The sequence below is a fragment of the Nitrobacter sp. JJSN genome, assembly GCF_051912485.1.
Lineage (GTDB): Bacteria > Pseudomonadota > Alphaproteobacteria > Rhizobiales > Xanthobacteraceae > Nitrobacter.
Genome location: NZ_CP196822.1, coordinates 2,338,170 through 2,353,725 on the forward strand (window position 1 = coordinate 2,338,170; position 15,556 = coordinate 2,353,725).

The window sequence follows — 15,556 nt, forward strand, 5'->3', positions numbered from 1 at the left end:
GGAACACAATGTCGCTCCCTGCCCTCCCGCACATCATGATCGAACCGCTGGTTCGTGCGGCCTTGCTCGAGGATATCGGCCGCTCCGGCGATCTCACGACCGATGCGATCGTACCGGTCGGCCGCCGGGCCACGACCCTCGTGGTGGCTCGCCAGCCAGGAACCGTCGCTGGGCTCGATCTGGCGCGGCTCGCGTTCCAGCTCATCGATCCGGCGATCGAGACACACGTCGCGCACGATGATGGCGCGGTTGTCGGGTCGGGCGATGTGATCGCGACCTTGTCGGGTCCCGCGCGAGGCATTTTGACGGCGGAGCGAGTGGCGTTGAATTTCCTGTGCCGCCTGAGCGGGATCGCCACGGCGACAGCGTCCGTGGTCGCCGCGGTTCAAGACTACAAGGCGAAAATCGTCTGCACCCGCAAGACCACGCCCGGCTTGCGCGCCATCGAAAAATACGCGGTTCGCGTCGGCGGCGGCAGCAACCACCGGTTCGGCCTCGACGATGCCGTTCTCATCAAGGACAACCATGTTGCCATCGCCGGCGGCGTCACCGAGGCGCTGAAGCGCGCGAAAAGCTGCGTCGGCCATCTGGTCAAGATCGAACTGGAAGTAGACACGCTCGATCAATTGCGCGAAGCGCTCGATCAGGGTGTCGATGCGGTGCTCCTCGACAATATGAATCCGGACACGCTCCGGGAAGCCGTCGCGCTGGTTGCCGGCCGGGCGGTGACCGAAGCCTCCGGCCGCATCACGCCAGCGACAGCGCCCTCGGTCGCCTCAACCGGCGTTGACCTGATTTCGATCGGCTGGCTGACGCACAGCGTCGGCATTCTCGACATCGGACTTGATTTCAAAACCGAGGCAAGTGCCTGACACCGACCGAGCTCGGTTTGGACATCGATGTTCCGAGGCAATCGCCTCGATGCGGGTAAGATCGAGTCACCTCAGGATCGATGCAAGATGCCGCCCTTGGCGCCGGGTTACTTCGCAGGCGGTTCTCGTTTCCTGAAGGGGTCCGCCACCTCATCGTGTCCGCTGCGACTGCTGAAAAACATCAAGGCCATCAACCCGCATCCGATGGTAAGCGAAAAGAACGTGCCAAGGCCAAGCGCGATCCAACCGTGTTTGGTCATCGCGACGCCAGAGCTCTCATTCCAGAACGTGATCGCCCACACGCCTGCCGCGAAGAGGATGGTCATCAACGCTACTAGAATAGCGATTCGACCCATGCCCAGACGTTCCATAGCCGTGCCTTTCGTTTTGTAGCTTGGCCGTTCCGACTAGCTCCGGTGGAACTTCAAGTGGGGAGCGCCGTAATCGGCCAGCGCGTTGTGATCGTCTGGTTTCTGCGCCCTATGCGGGGAAATCAGATGCGGTCGCCAGCGAGAGTCTTCGACGCGTCAGGATATTTGTAAATTCAACATCCCGGCACTCCTGAATCATATATTTATGATGTATCTTTATACAGGCTTCCATGCGTTCATGTAAGAGGGAAACGGGGCTTAATTTCAGTTATTGAGCATTCAACCATCGACGAATACCGGCGAAGGCCGTGTCGCTACCCGCCGCATTGAAAAAAGGCAGCGTTACCCGGATAGGAACGAGATCGCCGATCGAGGTAGCGCCGCAATTTGCGCATGGCATAGGCCGCGCGAGTTTCGGCATTCCGGTCAGCCTTACCCGATTTGTTGGCTTAATTCCGAGGACGCTCGGTCGCCCTTGACCACAGGTTCATGATTTCCTTCGGAGCGCGGGTGAAAGGCAATAAAAATCCCAGCCAGAAAAAAGACAAGCCGAGCAGCACACCCAGATTCACGATGTCTGATGTATTGGCCGATCCCATTCGAAGCGTTTGGATATAAGCAAACACAAAGTAGCCGCAAAATATTGTGCTCACGAATAAAGTCAGAAATCTTTTGGGACGCGGTCTTACGAACCTGCCGACAAGCTGGCCCGCTTGATATCCCACCATCACTCCAACCGGTGCTATGAGCCGCAACACTGAGTGGTCTGGAGGGACAGAAAATCCAAAACTCAGAACAAGTCCGACGACCCCAAATACAATGGTCAGTATTAAATTCATTCTTTGCGGGACCCATAAGGATGCGTAGCTGGCAAAGATAGACTCTCATTTTTCACGATCAAGAACAACCAGATCGACAGATACTTCGCCGCCTAAATTTCAAAGGCAAACCGGCACTTCGCTGGATGGATGGTCGAATGGCTCGCGGCCGTTTGCCGATGTTTATTCAACCAATATTCGACGATATAATCAATCTGCCGATAACTGATTGATTTAATTGGCGCGCCACTCGGAATAAAACTGCGAACTCATATATAATTGAAATTGCAGTGTAATTTTTATCGCCCAAGGTCTCAAAGCACTCATACGAGCCTCGCCAGCGCCATCAGTTCGACCGAGGCGGAATCGAACACATAGTCCCAGTCACCTTCCCCGCGCGGGCGGAACAGCCGCATCGAGGGATACCAAGGGCTGTCGGTACGCTCCTGTAATTCTCGCACGCGACTACACGGTACCGCACCATCACATTTCGTTTGTCCGCGCGGCTGGGCGGCGTTTGCGTCGCAACTACGTCTGGATTTTCGCCATCCAGGCAATCGCCTATTACGGCAAGATAGCCATCCATCCGACCTCTGCGGCGACCCTGGCCGAATATTCCGATCGCGCCGCCGGACCGATTCCCGGCTGGATCGTTCTGATGACAGGCTTTGCCTACTATTTCGGCTGGCTGGCGTTCGCGTTCGGCACGATGTGGCTCGACCAACGCCAGCACGACGCCAAGGGCGACAAGGTGGCGATGGGTTAAGCAGGAGGTGGGGCGTCTGCCCAACCCCCCATGGTCGGGCGATCGACTTGACGCCAAAGCGTCCACAAACGTGCTTGTCAGTGAGCCGCGTGTTCCCGTCAGCACCCCTGAGACAAATTGAGGGACTTTCCGAAGGGAGGATTTCTGGTTCATCGTAGCCGCAAGGAGCGAAGATGAAACAGAAATCCGGGCCGGACAAAACACCGGCAGAACGAGTGCTGAAGGACATTCGGCGTCAGACCCGCCGGCAGTATTCAGCGGAAGAGAAGATCCGCATCGTACTGGAAGAGCTGACGGGAAACAAACATGGGTCGTGGACCACGATCTACCGCGAGCGGTCCGAACACCGGAAGCATTAGACCGGCTGCGATATCGGCGGACACGATAAAGGCGATCCCGCCCTATTAGGCGAAACCGCCTGTCCGTCCGCCAGTGGTGGCGCGGGCGTCAGCTTGCATTGGCAGCCCTCATACGCCGAGAAATCTTAAGGACAGTCGCGCGACTGCATAAGCTCCTCGATGACGACCCGTCGCAGCCGCGCCCGAGCCAGCCGTGATGCGGGTGCTCGCCGCCCTGCAACGAGGGATGGGTGTGTTCCCTATCGGAACTGCCCGTCCCGAGAAACTTGCAGGCGACCTCACCCTGCAGCCCGGCGAGACCAGTCTGGTTCGTAAGCTGTTTCAATCGGCCTGGGTGATGCTGGCTTAACGAATGCCAACGACAGGCCGACCGATTAAGGAACGAACGGTTAGTCGGCGGATTAGTCAACTCCTCACATGCTTGTGCAAAGGAGCGTGTCCCATGGGTAACGATCCCGAAACTGGCCATCTGACCGCCAGCGATAAAGAGTCGGGGAAAGCTGTCTACGGTGCTGAGAACAAGAAGATTGGTAAAATTGAAAGTGTCATGATCGACAAGACCAGCGGGGAAATCGCTTACGCTATGCTCAGTTTCGGTGGATTTCTCGGTATCGGCAAAGACCATTTCCCGGTGCCCTGGAAGCTGTTGCGATTTGATTCCGATCTTGGCGGTTACCGTTCCGACATTAGCGAGAACCGGCTGCACGGCGCTCCGAAACATGGTACCGAGACCATCTTCGATTGGAACGCTAGATACGCCGAACTGGACGACTACTACAACGAGGAAGTCCTTTCTGCTGACAAGCACTGGTTTGGTAAGGTTGGTGGGTATTTTACGCATAAACCGTAGTCGGAAGGGATTGGGCACCGATCGGAGCCTGCAACAAGGGATTGGGCTGCTGCAAGAGCGATGGGCCAGGAGGCCACCGTGCGGTGCGGCCGTTGGGTCGACCGCCCTGCTAAGCCAGCCTATCGAGCTTAGGTCATTCGACCCAAAACGCGACTGATCTGAACAGCGGACCACTTACCGCCGCGTGCGGTCGGACTACTAGCTTCGTTTAATCCAGCTGCGATCTCCCGCAATGACTTTGCACCGCTCTCCTGCAGCTTCTTAATCTCCGGCGCAATGTCCATGAGACGGGTAGCAACCTTCTTGCCTAGCGCCTCATTAGCCTTCAGCTCGCATGTCATCCGTGGGTTTGAATCCACGGCTACCACCTAGCTCCCCTTACCTTGGCAGCAGCTAAGGCCGCGCGGGTACGGCTGGAAATCAGACCGGCCTCTAGTTCGGCCACGGCGGCCATCTGCTGCAACATGAATCGGCCGGTCGGACCTTCGATGGCTGGTAGATCGGCAAAGCGAACGTCAACACCAGCTTCAAGTAGTCGGCTCAGGAAGGCGACCGAACGCGTTAGCCGGTCCACCTTAGCAACCACCAACGGAAGGCGTCGATGCGGTTGCTTACAAGATAGCACGAGTTCTTGGTCCGCATGTCGGCGAGGAGCAGCTCCGGCGCCGCGCACGTATTATCCAGGATCTGCTTCACACAGTAGGACCGCTTATCGGCATCGTCGTGACAGCGGGGGGTTCCCTCTATGCGGGCTTAAAAGGAATATTCGCGTGGTGACAAGCGATAGGACGTGAAATGCCGCACTTGATCTTGTTGCACACCGCTGCCGATCACGGCGATCGCGGTATTGGTGTCTGAGACATGGCGCGCTCCGTGTCTTTGGCGCCCCTTGCCAGCTTCGCTTGCTGGCGGAGCAGGAGCGACGCAAAGCATGTACAGATTGGATAAATGAGCGCGAAACCATGACGCGCTCGCGTGACGCCATTCAGAATAAAACTGCAAACTTATATATGATTGAGATCAATATATAATTTCCGGTCTTATCCCGTCTCGCCCGCCCATGCTTTTGCTCCGGCAGACGAGCGGCTCGCCATTCCCGGTCATATTGAGGTTGAGCGAGGTTCTCCCCATATCATCCTGATCAGGGAGTCCTTACTGTGCAGGCCGTACAGGCGACTCTTGTTGCGGCACTTGCAGCCGCGGCTTTCGTTTTCTCTCCCCTTCCCGCCTCGACGGAAGAGAGCGGCAAACTTGTGCTGACGATCGCGATCGATGGAGCGATCGGACCGGCGACCTCCGGTTACGTGAAGGACGCTCTGACCAAGGCACGCGAACGACACGCAGACGCCGTCATTCTGCGTCTGAATACGCCGGGCGGCCTCGCCAGCAGCATGCGCGAGATCATCGCCGATGTGCTGGCCTCGCCCGTTCCCGTCATAGGTTATGTTGCCCCGTCCGGAGCCCATGTCGCCAGCGCCGGCACCTATATCCTCTATGCCACGCACATCGCCGCAATGGCGCCGGGCACCAATCTCGGCGCAGCGACGCCAGTGCAGATCGGAAGCCCGGTGCCGGGCCTGCCAGGCATCCCCGACAAAGACGGCAAGGACAAAAAAAGTGCCCAACAAACGGAGCCGAAGGACACAATGACGGCGAAGGCGACGAACGACGTCGTCGCCTTTATCCGCAGCCTGGCCGAGTTGCGAGGACGTAACGCCGATTGGGCCGAGAAAGCCGTCCGCGAGGCAGCCAGCCTTTCCGCCAGCGCCGCGTTGCAAGCGGGTGTCATCGATCTCATCGCGCGCGACCCGGTCGAACTGCTCAGGCAAATCGATGGCCGCGTCGTGGAGCTGCCCGGTGGCGACAGGCGGCATCTGGCAACGAAGGCCGCGACGATCGAGACGATCGGTCCCGGGTGGATCTCGCAATTTCTGTCGATCATCACCGATCCCAACGTCGCCCTCATTCTTCTGCTGGTTGGCACCTATGGCCTGCTTTTCGAATTCATGTCTCCTGGCGCCGTCGCGCCCGGCGTGGTCGGCACGATCTGTCTACTGCTGGGCTTCTATGCCCTCAACCTGCTGCCGATCAATTATGCCGGCCTTGGGCTGTTGATGCTGGGGATCGCGCTTCTGACGATCGAGACCTTCAACCCGACCGTGGTTCTCGGCCTCGGCGCGCTGATGTTGTTCAAGATCGAAGCGCCCGGATACCGGCTGTCATGGACGTTCGTCGGTATCGTGGCGACGATATTCATCGGACTGTTTCTCATCGTGCTTGGCTCGCTTCGGCGCGCCCGCAAAGCTTCGGCACAAGTCGGCGCGCAGGCAATGCGTGGCCTGACCGCCGAGGTTATCGACTGGAACGATATTGCAGGCCACGTCTTCACGCAGGGTGAGCGCTGGCAAGCCCGCGGCACGGAAGCCTTCAGGCCCGGAGAGACGGTCGAGGTGGCCAGCATCACGGATCTGACGCTGATGGTGCGTCGCCGGTCGGCACTCAGCACCGGTGAAGGAGGTATGCGATGATGCTCGATTATGTAGCCTATATAGTGCTCGCGACCGTCGTGATCGTATTTCTCTCCTCGGCCGTTCGTATCCTACGTGAATACGAGCGCGGCGTCGTCTTCACGCTCGGACGCTTCACCGGTGTGAAAGGTCCGGGCCTCATCATCCTGATTCCGTTCGTGCAGCAGATGGTGAAGGCCGATCTCAGGGTGAAGGTGCAGGACGTGCCGCCGCAGGACGTGATTTCCCGCGATAACGTTTCCGTCAAGGTGAACGCCGTTCTCTATTTCCGCATCGTCGATCCCGAACGCGCGATCATCAAGGTCGAAAACTTCATGGCCGCGACCAGCCAGTTAGCGCAGACCACGCTGCGTTCAGTGCTCGGCAAACATGAGTTGGATGAGATGCTCGCGGAGCGCGACAAACTCAACGCCGACATTCAGGAAATCCTCGATCAGCAAACCGATGCGTGGGGAATCAAGGTCACCAATATCGAGATCAAGGACATCGACCTCAATGAAAACATGGTGCGCGCCATCGCCAAGCAGGCCGAGGCGGAGCGGCTGCGGCGGGCAAAAGTAATCAATGCGATGGGCGAGCAGCAAGCCGCTGAGAAGCTCGTCGAAGCCGGACGGATCCTCGCTCGCGAGCCGCAGGCAATGCAGCTGCGCTATTTTGCGGCGTTGCACGATATTGCGGGCGAGCGATCATCGACTGTGGTCTTTCCACTGCCGATGGATCTGCTCAGCCATCTAACGCCGCGACCCGACGGAACTTCATGACTTCTGCCATGACGTGAGAATTACCGATTGTCCGGTCACCTTGCAATTCGCGGACAATAGTGATCCCCTGCGGAGGATTACGGGCGGCCAGATCGCAGATTGCACCGCTGGAGAACTACTGCTGGTGCAGATGCCGAAGACCTCCATGCTCCACGGCGACAAGGGCTACGACAGCGATGCGATCCGTCGCCAGGTCGAAGCCAGAGGTGCAATGCCCAACATCCCGGCGAAAGCCCGGCGGTGGAAGAGTTTCTTCTCGCCTGTCCTGTATCGTAACCGGAACGCCATCGAGCGTATGTTCAGTCGGCTCAAGGACTTCCGCCGCATCGCCACTCGTCATGACCGCAACGCAAAACACTTCCTTTGCCGCCGTCTGCATCGCTGCAACCGGCAGCTATTGGTTGTGAGTCCTGACCCTAAAACTCTTACGCAAAATGCGATCAGTGCTTCCACAGCGCCTTAGTTTGAAGGCGAGGCATTCGACATAACCCACTTCGTTGATCGGATGGAATGACTTCTCGTTTTTTCGTCTGTTGGCGACTTCGTTTCAGAAAAGTGATGCTGCAATGTCAGAGGAGCGACGGCCGTGTTTCAGTGATGAGCCGAAACACTCTTGACGTACTCTGATAGCAAATCACCGGACGTAGCCTGCCCGACGTCACCCAGACTGACGATGCCGATCATCCGCTTGCTCTTGCTGATCACCGGCAGCCTTCGGAGCTTTAGCTTCTCCATGTGATGTATCGCCTTTGCGAGGTCATCGTCCTCTCGGCAACAATGGATGCCTTCGGTCATCACATCGCGCGCCATCGCGCGGCGAGCGTCGAAGTCATTGTTCGCAAGCCCTTTGCAGACGATGTCGCGGTCGGTCACCATCCGATCAGTTGGTCATCCTCTCCGATCGGAATGCAGCCGATGTCATGCCCTCGCATCAATTTCGCAAGTTCGGTGACAGGGGTGTCAGGACTGACCCAGTCGACACCCTTGTGCATTACGTCTCTGACTTTCATGGCGGACCTCCATTGCTGGGTTTCAGGTGCACTTGATGCAACGCAGCGCGGCCCCCTGAACTATACAACCGATCGGGCGCGATGGCACCAGCACCTCAAGGTCGCAGAAAACACATCACTCCTGCGCGATCGGACCAGACAATCACCGTAGCTGTCATCCTCCGGAACATTTGACAGCGACCTCGCGGTCCGGGCTCCCGCCCAACATGGCAAATGCCAAGCCAAGATTGTCAATGTCGGTTCCCCAAGGCCTCTGTAAGGCGCCACCGCGACTGCCGCTTCGTTTGGTCTGCTTTGGGCATACCTTGGCGGGCGACGCCAACATGCGTTCCGGCCGTTGAACCGCTTCTAAGAACGGCAAACCAAACATTGGCATGCGAACTATGATATCAATAAATGCTGCTGGAACTGCTGTGGCAAGTGCAGCACAGCTTCCTCACGCCAGTTTGCACAGGGTCCTAACTAGGGAGGATTACCATGGTAACAAATGTCGTGCTTGCGAAGTTCACCGATCAGGGAATCCGCAACGCCAAGGATTCCCCGAAGCGGGCAGACGCCTTCAAGCAAATGGCGAAGACGTTTGGAGTGACCGTGAAGGACATCTTCTGGACGCAGGGACGATATGACATCGTGACAATCGTCGAAGCGCCAGACGAGTCTTCCGCCATGTCGCTTAGCTTGAGTCTTAGCGCGCTCGGCAATGTTCGCACCGAATCGTTGCGAGCTTTCTCGGCAGATGAAATGGCGACGATAGTCGGCAAGATGCTCTGACAACGGACATTACTGACCGGCATCCGTAGAACTGCGACCGCGTGACCAGGCACGTGACGAAACCAATTTGACCATTTAGGTTTGTGATCGCCACATCAGCCGTCTCTTTCGACTGGCGGGCTTGGTGTATCGCTCGACTTCCTCGAGGGTCTGGTGGCCAGTGATCGCCATCTGCCGGTGTTGTAGGCAAGCGGTATCAACGAGTCCCCGGTCACCCGCTGGATTAGTGGAATCCGACAAATCTAGGTGGGGACAGGGAACGGTTCTATCCACTAGCCTTGACAAGCTATGTTGTTGCGCTCTCCAAATAAGACCAAAGGAATGAAAGAGAAAAAGGACATCGTAGAAAACTGGCTGCCGCGTTACACCAGCACGCCGCTCGCTGAATTCGGAGAATATGTTCTCCTGACCAACTTCGGCAATTACGTCGAATGGTTCGCCGCGCTGCACGGCGGCTTGGTAAAGGGCGTAGATCGACCGATGCCCAACGTGACAGTCGATGGAATCACTCTGATTAACTTCGGCATGGGAAGCCCGAATGCTGCCACCGTGATGGATTTGTTAAGCGCCATTGCGCCGAAAGCCGTATTGTTTCTTGGCAAATGTGGCGGGTTGAAACGCAAGAATCAAATTGGTGACTTGATTCTACCGATTGCGGCCATTCGCGGCGAAGGCACCTCGAATGATTACCTGCCACCGGAGGTCCCCGCGTTGCCCGCGTTCCAGTTGCAACGCGCGGTGTCAACGATGATCCGCGATCTCGGTCACGATTATTGGACAGGTACTGTGTACACGACCAATCGTCGCGTCTGGGAACACGATGACCGCTTTAGGGATCTGTTGCGTCGTACACGAAGCATGGCGATCGACATGGAGACTGCAACAATCTTTGCTGCAGGATTTGCCAACCGCATTTCGACTGGCGCGCTGCTTCTTGTGTCCGATCAGCCGATGATCCCCGATGGCGTGAAGACCGAAGCGTCGGATCAGGTGGTGACCGCGAACTATGTCGAAAAGCATATCCAAATCGGGATAGAGGCCCTGAAGCTGGTGCGGCGCCGTGGCCGCAGCGTGAAGCATTTGCGTTTCGAAGACGATTTCGATGCAGGGCATGAGACATGAAGCGACGCCCCGCCGTCGCATGAACAGCCAAGCCGCGGCATGATCGTCCCATTCGGGACCGTGACGGCCGCCGCGAATTGTCCGGTACGACCGAAAAATCCGCAGCTATGCGCGCTAAAGCGCCCGTGCGGTGCGTTGGCCGTCAGGCGCGCAAACTGCGCGTGACCCATCTGAAGCAGCGTCTCGTGATCGCCAGATTCCATATATAGATTTCCGGCTGTGCCTCGATGCTGTCGTCGACGATGATATCCAGCCTATAGCATTTTCCGACAGCAGGAACTGCACCGTGTGCACAGTCGCCGAACAGCCGATTGATCTCGGTTTCATCGGCGATGTGGACATTGTCACCGAGTCTTATCCTCTGTTCCGACAGGCGGAGGTGATGTGATGCCGGCAAGACGGCCAGCATATATTCGCCGTCGCGCCGCATGCCTCAGTCGTGCGAGTGGACGTCATGCTGAGTTCGTGCGGGATCACTTCGTATTGGATGTTTCAGCGGCCAGGTATTTCTGGAGCGTGGGAGCAATAGACATGACGTGATCTCCGGTGCAATACGCAAACCATCCACCGTGATGACTTCTTGCAGACTTTCGCCGTACGATGGGCGGCTGCGTGATTATAACGTCAAGATAGGCCTCCATCCGCCAGCTGCAATTCGTCGTCAGGTGATCCGCGACGCGATCTATGACTTGGTCGCGCGGAACTCGCTGGTTCGGCCGTCGTGACGCATGCATCGAATTCGAATCGTTCGTAGCCATTGTAAACCGCCCCGTGACGGCGGGACGATGGTGCCTGGCGCTGGTTGGCTGCGGCTGGCATGACGAAGGAAGCAGCGTTGCTGCTTTTCAACTCAGTCTCTGTCACCATAAGCACAATCTGCCGGATCAGCTTCGTGTGCGCCCAAGCTCGGATCGAAGCGGAATAGCGTAGAGCAATAAGGGCAGACGATCTCACTGGCATCGCCTATCTTGAGGTAGATGTGTGGGTGATCTTGCGGCGGTTTATCCCCAATGCACTTGAACTCGCGGCAGCCAATGCGCACGATCGGCACCCCTACTTCATTATGAAACTTCGGATAACTTTCCATCTGCAACGCGCGGCTTACGCGCCCGATCGATGATGCAAAGTGCCGTGCATGGATCGTCGGACGAGGGTTCGATCAGCATCCGGTGAGCGGCGCCCCTCTCGCGCCGTTTGGTTGCCGTAAAACGTACCCATAGCGACACGTCCATCGTTAGGCTCACGGCGCCATCGGCGACCACCAGGATCAGCTCAAAGTGACACCGCTCCGCAAGGTTAAGTCATGATCGCCAAGCCGAAATTCCAATATGCAACCCGGCATGAGCCGTTCTCGTAAATCTCAACATAGCACGGTTAGGAGGCGCGAACTTCAGTGCCAAAATCCGAATAATTTCAATGGTGTTGTTATGGGCGTGATGCGCTCAGGGAATATTGAAAAAATCCGGGAAATCAGAACATTATGCAATTGTGGCACGCAGTGCCGTTGTTGTTACGCTCGCGCGCAAATGAAAGACCGCCGGGCGGCGGAAGTGAAGCTTCTTGACTGACTTGCGCTCGATAAAATCTCGCCGGCCGAGGGCGGGAACGGTCGCGATCGGCTTCGTCCATGGCGGATATTTTCGATCCAGTCGGGCCATATGGCGGCGGTTAGTCTGTACGTCGTGCGCTCGGCTAATCAGACCGGCGGAGAAGTCGACTACAAACGACACAGAGGAAGAAACAGGAGAGCCTTATCCATGATTGAGGGGATCAGCGCAATCACGCTGGCCACACACGAAATGCCGCGAGCTGTTCACTAGTTTTCGCACGGGGGCGGGCTATCTTAACCTCATCGCGCAGCCTACCGAGCGGCGCTGGTCCTGGTGGGGCCGCGTTATCTTCTACGTCACCGATGTTGATGCACTCTATGAACGTGCGCTCGCAGCAGGGTGCCAGCCAATCACCGCACCCCGCGATGCCGAGTGGGGTGAGCGCTTCTTCCACCTGATTGACCCCGACGGCCACGAACTCAGTTTCGCTCGGCCTTTGCTCCCGATTTAATAGCAACTCGAAGCAGCCTGCCATTCCAAGAGGTGCTGGGAGCGCGTATGGTGCTCCGATGAAAAATGGTCGCCGCAATCTGGCGAGTTCGGGTCATGGTAGCAACAAACGATCGCACCGTCGCCGTGTTCGGCGGAACCGGCTTTCTCGGCCGCTGCATCGTTCGGCATCTGCGCTATCGCGGATTTCCCGTTCGGATCGCGTCAAGGCATCCGGATCGGGGGCACAGACTTTTTGGTTCTGATGATCCGCAACTTCAATCCGTTCAGGCCGACGTCCACGACGATCAATCAGTCGCGGACGCGCTTGCGGGCGCTTACGGCGTTGTAAATGCGGTCAGTCTTTACGTCGAGAACGGACGGAAGACTTTTCATTCGGTGCACGTCGAGTCGGCCCAACGAGTAGCGGCTCAAGCGCATCGGGCTGGAGTCGAACGGTTCGTTCACGTTTCAGGAATCGGTGCCGATACCGCCTCACAATCACAATACATCCGAAAGCGCGGCGAAGGCGAATTGGCGGTCCAAGCCGCGTTCGCCGGTGCACTTTTAGTCCGCCCAGCGGTGATGTTCGGACCAGACGACGCGTTTCTTACCACCATACTCAAGCTCCTCCGCCAGCTTCCAATCTATCCGATGTTTGGCCACGGCCTGACCAAGCTGCAGCCGGCCTATGTGGAGGATGTTGCGGAGGCGATTGGGCGGGTCATGCAGCACGCCGAGACGCCTTCGATGATCTTCGAACTCGGCGGCCCTCGTGTCTATTCCTACAAAGAACTTCTCGGAGCCATTGCGCACCAAGCCGACCTTGCGCCCCTATTGATTCCGATCCCGTTTGCCGTTTGGCATGCACTCGCATGGACTTCCGAAATGTTTCCGGGTCCACTTCTTACTCGCAATCAAGTGGAGCTGATGCAGATCGATACGGTGTCATCACCGGAGATGCCTGGATTTATTGAACTTGGGATTTCGCCGCACTCGGTCGATGCAATTCTCCAGAAAATATTATCGAACTGCGAATGAAAGAGGCCCCTCGGTCAATCCGCCTCAACAGCTGACTGGTTCGCGCGGATGCGCGATACTTTCGCGCGAGGCATCAAGTGTATCGTTCCCGCCCGCCAAATATGCCACGGACCTTCCCGCGACGATCCACGTCTGTTCGGAGGCAATCATGGTCACGATCTCATCATCTTGAGAGAGGAGGTGAGCATCACGCGCATTCAACATTGGCAAGACGTTGCCGGCCTGTTACTGGGCGTATGGCTGATCTTATCACCCTTCGCCCTCGGTTCCGCAGGAGCGGCTACCTGGATAACCATCGTGCTTGGGTTGTGTGCCATTCTGTTTGCCGTAGAAGGATTCGTCATTCCGTCCTACCTGGAGGAATGGGGAGAGGTTCTCCTCGGTCTGGCTCTGCTGGTTGCACCTTGGGCGATCGGCTATGAGTCGGTATCGGCCACGGTCAGCAGTATGGTGTCGGGCATGTTGGTGATCCTGTTGGGAACATGAGAACTGATGACCGATCGCGATTTCATCACTTGGTGGCGCGATTGCTGGCATCACGCGGCCAACTGAGCAGATAGTTGCCTAAACCTGATTATTATCTGCGCGTGGCCGAAGACGAGAAATCATCTCGGGAGCGTAGATCTGTTCATCTGTTCGCGAACTGCCCATAGGGAGGAAGAAGCAGCCCATCCATTCAGGAGCGGAGGCGCGGAAGGCAGTCTAATCCTTAATGGGACGCCACCGCATAAGACTTTTGGCTCAATCGAGGTGAGCCATGTGCGAGGGACGATCGCTGAAATCCGCAGATTGGTTGGCCTAGCATTACAGTCGTAGTTTTTGTTTGATGTGGGCTTTTTGAGCGACGGCTTGGTGAGCGCGTCGCAACAGCGACCATGCGATGACATAGCCAGGTCGAATTCGTTTTCGCGCGAGCCGCTGCGCCATTCTGCGGATTTCCTGGACCGACCAACGGATGAGGACTTGCGCGTTCGTGCACGCCGCGAATTTCCGGTCGAGATTTACGCTGCCGGGCAGCTTTCGCAACGTCGAAAAAAGATCAGGCGGCTGGGTGCAAGGATCGAAACCTTGAATCCAGAGCAGCTGCATCGGCTAGCATTCCAGTCAAGAAAGCCCGCTATTCGATCGAATTCTTTTCCGGCCTCTTTCACGGCAAAGAATGCGCGAAGCGTTGCAGAACGATCAAATCATCCCTGGTGAACTTGCAGAACAGCCTAGGCACAATCAACGACATTGTAGCGCACAAGACCCTGTTCGCCGATATTATCGCTCGTCGTACGAACGGCCTGACTGGCGAGCAAAATCATCACCGCGCGTATGCGGCGGGTCTCATCATTGGAGACCAACAAGCTCAGGTTCAAAGATCGCTTGATCGCGCGCATAAGTTATGAGTCCGGACCCTAACCCGGTCATTTGATGAATCCCCCTTGATGTTGCGGGCGGTTACCGATCGATATTCATCGATGGTTCATCTGCCCCGTGAAAGATATGACGCGAGGGCGATATCTCTCATGATGGGAGAAACGTCATGACCTCCACACCTAAAATTAAAAAGACAATTGCCGCTGCGCTCGCTGCTGCGTTTGTCACCGCTGGCGTGATGACCTGGTCCGGATCGGCCGAGGCGCGTTTCGGCGGCGGTGGCATGGGAGGCTTCCACGGCAGCGCGGGTAGCGAATTCCACGGTGGTGGCATGCGGATGGGCAGATTCGCCGGACGCCCGTTCGTACACTCGGGGTTCGCCACACACAGGGCCTTCTTCGCGGACCACCGCTTCCACGATCGCCGCTTCTTCTTCGGTCCCTCATTCGCGCTGGCAGCCTTTGGCGCGCCCTATTACTACAACGACTACTACTATGACGATGAGGGCTGCTATGTCGTGCGAAGGCGCCACATAAATCAATGGGGCTACGTCGTCGGCCACCGCGAGCTCGTGTGCTATTGAGGAAGCTGTTGCCGGAGAAGGGCGAGAGTTGCCTATACCCCGAAGTTCTCCTGGGCGGGGGAATCTTCTGAATTGCTGTCATGGCTGCTTACGCGACGAATGAGGTAGTCCGCGCGACCCATCACTTCAACGTGTATTTTCGGAGACAGCTGCGGATCTTTCGATACTTTGGAGATGACGTGCACACCCAACTTATGAAGGTCTCGCAATCCTCTCGCCAACTGGCGAAGTTCATTCCTCGCTGGGTTGACGGGAAGCTTACGCGCCCGCCGAAGTGCATCGGCCGCATGCAGTCGTATAGGG

General features: G+C 57.2%; 19 protein-coding genes and 4 pseudogenes. 16 read left to right on the top strand and 7 right to left on the bottom strand.

The genetic code is table 11. The features are described 5' to 3' along the window. Window positions 1-8: 8 nt before the first annotated feature. On the top strand, window positions 9-872 hold the full coding sequence (nadC, locus tag ACSZOQ_RS11600) for a carboxylating nicotinate-nucleotide diphosphorylase (RefSeq protein WP_439922680.1): 864 nt from the start codon (window positions 9-11) through the stop codon (window positions 870-872). A gap of 107 nt (window positions 873-979) precedes the next feature. Here the strand turns inward: nadC and ACSZOQ_RS11605 are convergent, their stop codons facing one another. Both ACSZOQ_RS11605 and ACSZOQ_RS11610 read right to left on the bottom strand, forming a co-directional pair. Next, complete coding sequence (locus ACSZOQ_RS11605; RefSeq protein WP_439922681.1) at window positions 980-1,198, bottom strand: hypothetical protein; 219 nt, start codon at window positions 1,196-1,198, stop codon at window positions 980-982. A gap of 1,186 nt (window positions 1,199-2,384) precedes the next feature. Next, on the bottom strand, window positions 2,385-2,522 hold the full coding sequence (locus ACSZOQ_RS11610; RefSeq protein WP_439922682.1) for a hypothetical protein: 138 nt from the start codon (window positions 2,520-2,522) through the stop codon (window positions 2,385-2,387). A gap of 26 nt (window positions 2,523-2,548) precedes the next feature. Between ACSZOQ_RS11610 and ACSZOQ_RS11615 the strand changes: the two genes are divergently transcribed. The 4 genes from ACSZOQ_RS11615 to ACSZOQ_RS11630 all read left to right on the top strand — a co-directional run bounded on the left by ACSZOQ_RS11615 (window position 2,549) and on the right by ACSZOQ_RS11630 (window position 4,036). Beyond that, complete coding sequence (locus ACSZOQ_RS11615; protein ID WP_439926026.1) at window positions 2,549-2,827, top strand: DUF2270 domain-containing protein; 279 nt, start codon at window positions 2,549-2,551, stop codon at window positions 2,825-2,827. 173 nt (window positions 2,828-3,000) lie between these two features. Continuing rightward, window positions 3,001-3,186, top strand: a complete 186-nt coding sequence (locus ACSZOQ_RS11620; RefSeq protein WP_439926161.1) for a hypothetical protein — start codon at window positions 3,001-3,003, stop codon at window positions 3,184-3,186. Window positions 3,187-3,412: 226 nt separating this feature from the next. Next, entirely contained in the window at window positions 3,413-3,535 is a 123-nt protein-coding gene (locus tag ACSZOQ_RS11625) for a hypothetical protein (RefSeq protein ID WP_439922683.1), read from the top strand. Window positions 3,536-3,628: 93 nt separating this feature from the next. Further along, window positions 3,629-4,036: a PRC-barrel domain-containing protein gene (locus ACSZOQ_RS11630; RefSeq protein WP_439922684.1), complete on the top strand. Its 408-nt coding sequence runs from the start codon at window positions 3,629-3,631 to the stop codon at window positions 4,034-4,036. 361 nt (window positions 4,037-4,397) lie between these two features. Here the strand turns inward: ACSZOQ_RS11630 and ACSZOQ_RS11635 are convergent, their stop codons facing one another. Beyond that, complete coding sequence (locus tag ACSZOQ_RS11635) at window positions 4,398-4,709, bottom strand: recombinase family protein (RefSeq protein ID WP_439922685.1); 312 nt, start codon at window positions 4,707-4,709, stop codon at window positions 4,398-4,400. A 484-nt stretch (window positions 4,710-5,193) separates the two neighbouring features. On the opposite strand from ACSZOQ_RS11635, the gene ACSZOQ_RS11640 reads away from it, so the two are divergent. The 3 genes and pseudogenes from ACSZOQ_RS11640 to ACSZOQ_RS11650 all read left to right on the top strand — a co-directional run. Then, complete coding sequence (locus ACSZOQ_RS11640; protein ID WP_439922686.1) at window positions 5,194-6,564, top strand: NfeD family protein; 1,371 nt, start codon at window positions 5,194-5,196, stop codon at window positions 6,562-6,564. Continuing rightward, window positions 6,561-7,325, top strand: a complete 765-nt coding sequence (locus ACSZOQ_RS11645) for a slipin family protein (RefSeq protein WP_439922687.1) — start codon at window positions 6,561-6,563, stop codon at window positions 7,323-7,325. The genes ACSZOQ_RS11640 and ACSZOQ_RS11645 overlap by 4 nt, the downstream gene beginning before the upstream one ends. A gap of 76 nt (window positions 7,326-7,401) precedes the next feature. Beyond that, a pseudogene (locus ACSZOQ_RS11650) lies at window positions 7,402-7,732 on the top strand (transposase); the annotation flags it as partial. Between the two features lie 184 nt (window positions 7,733-7,916). Here the strand turns inward: ACSZOQ_RS11650 and ACSZOQ_RS11655 are convergent. Further along, window positions 7,917-8,335 (bottom strand): annotated as a pseudogene (locus ACSZOQ_RS11655) (CBS domain-containing protein). Between the two features lie 477 nt (window positions 8,336-8,812). On the opposite strand from ACSZOQ_RS11655, the gene ACSZOQ_RS11660 reads away from it, so the two are divergent. Together ACSZOQ_RS11660 and ACSZOQ_RS11665 are read left to right on the top strand one after the other, a co-directional pair. Then, window positions 8,813-9,106 carry a GYD domain-containing protein gene (locus ACSZOQ_RS11660; RefSeq protein WP_439922688.1) on the top strand — a complete coding sequence of 98 codons (294 nt, stop codon included), beginning with the start codon at window positions 8,813-8,815 and terminating at the stop codon, window positions 9,104-9,106. Window positions 9,107-9,427: 321 nt separating this feature from the next. Next, window positions 9,428-10,228 (top strand): AMP nucleosidase, encoded by an 801-nt coding sequence (locus ACSZOQ_RS11665; RefSeq protein WP_439922689.1) that lies wholly within the window; start codon window positions 9,428-9,430, stop codon window positions 10,226-10,228. A 142-nt stretch (window positions 10,229-10,370) separates the two neighbouring features. On the opposite strand, the gene ACSZOQ_RS11670 is transcribed toward ACSZOQ_RS11665, so the two are convergent. Both ACSZOQ_RS11670 and ACSZOQ_RS11675 read right to left on the bottom strand, forming a co-directional pair. Further along, entirely contained in the window at window positions 10,371-10,658 is a 288-nt protein-coding gene (locus tag ACSZOQ_RS11670) for an aminoacyl-tRNA deacylase (protein ID WP_439922690.1), read from the bottom strand. Window positions 10,659-11,078: 420 nt separating this feature from the next. Further along, on the bottom strand, window positions 11,079-11,315 hold the full coding sequence (locus tag ACSZOQ_RS11675) for a zinc-finger domain-containing protein (RefSeq protein WP_439922691.1): 237 nt from the start codon (window positions 11,313-11,315) through the stop codon (window positions 11,079-11,081). Window positions 11,316-11,985: 670 nt separating this feature from the next. On the opposite strand from ACSZOQ_RS11675, the pseudogene ACSZOQ_RS11680 reads away from it, so the two are divergent. The 3 genes and pseudogenes from ACSZOQ_RS11680 (at window position 11,986) to ACSZOQ_RS11690 (ending at window position 13,794) form a co-directional block, all read left to right on the top strand. Beyond that, a pseudogene (locus tag ACSZOQ_RS11680) lies at window positions 11,986-12,289 on the top strand (VOC family protein). Between the two features lie 65 nt (window positions 12,290-12,354). After that, complete coding sequence (locus ACSZOQ_RS11685) at window positions 12,355-13,308, top strand: complex I NDUFA9 subunit family protein (RefSeq protein ID WP_439922692.1); 954 nt, start codon at window positions 12,355-12,357, stop codon at window positions 13,306-13,308. A gap of 48 nt (window positions 13,309-13,356) precedes the next feature. Further along, complete coding sequence (locus ACSZOQ_RS11690) at window positions 13,357-13,794, top strand: SPW repeat domain-containing protein (RefSeq protein WP_439922693.1); 438 nt, start codon at window positions 13,357-13,359, stop codon at window positions 13,792-13,794. 318 nt (window positions 13,795-14,112) lie between these two features. On the opposite strand, the gene ACSZOQ_RS11695 is transcribed toward ACSZOQ_RS11690, so the two are convergent. Next, entirely contained in the window at window positions 14,113-14,397 is a 285-nt protein-coding gene (locus tag ACSZOQ_RS11695) for a hypothetical protein (RefSeq protein WP_439922694.1), read from the bottom strand. A gap of 35 nt (window positions 14,398-14,432) precedes the next feature. On the opposite strand from ACSZOQ_RS11695, the pseudogene ACSZOQ_RS11700 reads away from it, so the two are divergent. The 3 genes and pseudogenes from ACSZOQ_RS11700 to ACSZOQ_RS11710 all read left to right on the top strand — a co-directional run. Then, a pseudogene (locus ACSZOQ_RS11700) lies at window positions 14,433-14,501 on the top strand (hypothetical protein); the annotation flags it as partial. A 3-nt stretch (window positions 14,502-14,504) separates the two neighbouring features. Continuing rightward, window positions 14,505-14,699, top strand: a complete 195-nt coding sequence (locus ACSZOQ_RS11705; protein ID WP_439922695.1) for a hypothetical protein — start codon at window positions 14,505-14,507, stop codon at window positions 14,697-14,699. Window positions 14,700-14,836: 137 nt separating this feature from the next. Further along, window positions 14,837-15,253, top strand: coding sequence for a hypothetical protein (locus ACSZOQ_RS11710; protein WP_439922696.1), 417 nt, complete (start codon window positions 14,837-14,839; stop codon window positions 15,251-15,253). Window positions 15,254-15,556 lie beyond the last annotated feature (303 nt).

What these genes read in the sequence shown, in the direction of transcription:
- ACSZOQ_RS11660 (WP_439922688.1), top strand. Translation starts at nt 8,813, where the DNA reads ATGGTAACAAATGTCGTGCTTGCGAAGTTCACCGATCAGGGAATCCGC.
- ACSZOQ_RS11620 (WP_439926161.1), top strand. Translation starts at nt 3,001, where the DNA reads ATGAAACAGAAATCCGGGCCGGACAAAACACCGGCAGAACGAGTGCTG.
- ACSZOQ_RS11670 (WP_439922690.1), bottom strand. Translation starts at nt 10,658, where the DNA reads ATGCGGCGCGACGGCGAATATATGCTGGCCGTCTTGCCGGCATCACAT.
- ACSZOQ_RS11630 (WP_439922684.1), top strand. Translation starts at nt 3,629, where the DNA reads ATGGGTAACGATCCCGAAACTGGCCATCTGACCGCCAGCGATAAAGAG.
- ACSZOQ_RS11685 (WP_439922692.1), top strand. Translation starts at nt 12,355, where the DNA reads ATGGTCGCCGCAATCTGGCGAGTTCGGGTCATGGTAGCAACAAACGAT.
- ACSZOQ_RS11665 (WP_439922689.1), top strand. Translation starts at nt 9,428, where the DNA reads ATGAAAGAGAAAAAGGACATCGTAGAAAACTGGCTGCCGCGTTACACC.
- ACSZOQ_RS11675 (WP_439922691.1), bottom strand. Translation starts at nt 11,315, where the DNA reads ATGGAAAGTTATCCGAAGTTTCATAATGAAGTAGGGGTGCCGATCGTG.
- ACSZOQ_RS11710 (WP_439922696.1), top strand. Translation starts at nt 14,837, where the DNA reads ATGACCTCCACACCTAAAATTAAAAAGACAATTGCCGCTGCGCTCGCT.
- nadC (WP_439922680.1), top strand. Translation starts at nt 9, where the DNA reads ATGTCGCTCCCTGCCCTCCCGCACATCATGATCGAACCGCTGGTTCGT.
- ACSZOQ_RS11645 (WP_439922687.1), top strand. Translation starts at nt 6,561, where the DNA reads ATGATGCTCGATTATGTAGCCTATATAGTGCTCGCGACCGTCGTGATC.
- ACSZOQ_RS11605 (WP_439922681.1), bottom strand. Translation starts at nt 1,198, where the DNA reads ATGACCATCCTCTTCGCGGCAGGCGTGTGGGCGATCACGTTCTGGAAT.
- ACSZOQ_RS11695 (WP_439922694.1), bottom strand. Translation starts at nt 14,397, where the DNA reads ATGCAGCTGCTCTGGATTCAAGGTTTCGATCCTTGCACCCAGCCGCCT.
- ACSZOQ_RS11625 (WP_439922683.1), top strand. Translation starts at nt 3,413, where the DNA reads ATGGGTGTGTTCCCTATCGGAACTGCCCGTCCCGAGAAACTTGCAGGC.
- ACSZOQ_RS11690 (WP_439922693.1), top strand. Translation starts at nt 13,357, where the DNA reads ATGCGCGATACTTTCGCGCGAGGCATCAAGTGTATCGTTCCCGCCCGC.